This window comes from Bacillus sp. P4_D3, from assembly GCF_056401855.1.
In genome coordinates, this window is sequence record NZ_JBFUIN010000841.1 from 1 (window position 1) to 1,241 (window position 1,241).

The window sequence follows — 1,241 nt, forward strand, 5'->3', positions numbered from 1 at the left end:
ATGTAATATATGTGCTACTTCTTCTTGTGAGTAATCATGTAAGTATCTTAAGATAATAACTTGTTTCAATTTATATGGTAATTTATGAATGAGTTCAATTAATTTTTGGTTTGATATTTTACTTACAACATCGCTAGAAAAATCAATTTGTACTGGTTTTCTTTGCTCTTCTGCTTTTTTTACAATTCGCAGTCGCATCCACCTCTTTCTTCTATAAGAATGAATTTGTTTAATCGCAAGTCCAATTAACCATGGACGAAATGGCTTCTCACTATCATATTTACGAAGCGATTCATATAGCTGTATGTATATTTCCTGAACGACATCATCTATATCTGCTTTATCCTCTATTAAAAAATGTGCTGTCTTATATACTTCTTGAATCGTTTTATCATACAACTCACTATACGCTTCTTTATTGCCTGATAAAGTTAATTGGATTAGTTCTGTGTATACTGTTTCATCCTTCATATACCATCCCTCCTTTGTCCTACACTATATATTGGCAAGCAAACGATATTTCGTTCGATTTCTTTCAGAGATTTTTCAAATAAATTAATATAAGGATGCAATGGCTTCATAAGCTTCACTTATAACCCTGCATAACAATTATATAATTTTCCAATTCCTAATGAAGATTTAAAATAATATTTATAGTCAAATTTAGGAGGATGTATATGAAAGCTATCGTTGTAACTTCATTCGGTGGTCCTGAAGTGTTGAAATATACGGACATGGATATTCCTACAATTTCAGATAATCAAGTTTTAATCCGCGTTGTTGCTACTAGTGTTAATTTCGCCGATATTAAATCACGTTATGGCAAAAAAGGAAACAAAGCCTTACCTTTTATTCCAGGGATAGATGCAGCTGGTATTGTAGAACACGTAGGTTCTCATGTGAAAAATATTTATCCTGGCCAGCGTGTCATTACTTTTCCTCAAAATGGCTCTTACGCTGAATATGTTGTCGCGAACGAAAATCTTACTTTTGTATTACCTGATGAAGTTGATTTCCAAACTGCAGCTGCCTGCCCTATCGTATCTTTTACAAGCTACAATTTACTTGCAAATGTTGCAAGACTTCAGCAAGGTGAATCTGTTCTAATTCATGCCGCTGCTGGAGGAATTGGTACTACTGCGATTCAACTCGCAAAATTATTAGGGGCTAAAAAAGTAATCGGGACTGTCGGAAGTGAAGCAAAAAGAAAAATTGCTTTAGATGCTGGCGCTGATTATGTT

Annotated in this window: 2 protein-coding genes; one reads left to right on the top strand and one right to left on the bottom strand. The window is 33.9% G+C overall.

Going from position 1 to position 1,241, the window contains the following annotated elements; translation table 11 throughout:
- The coding region (locus AC1DTM_RS27250) for a sigma-70 family RNA polymerase sigma factor (RefSeq protein ID WP_477001350.1) at nt 1-471 on the bottom strand (471 nt) is incomplete at its 3' end.
- 206 nt (nt 472-677) lie between these two features.
- Between AC1DTM_RS27250 and AC1DTM_RS27255 the strand changes: the two genes are divergently transcribed.
- The coding region (locus AC1DTM_RS27255; protein WP_477001351.1) for a quinone oxidoreductase family protein at nt 678-1,241 on the top strand (564 nt) is incomplete at its 3' end.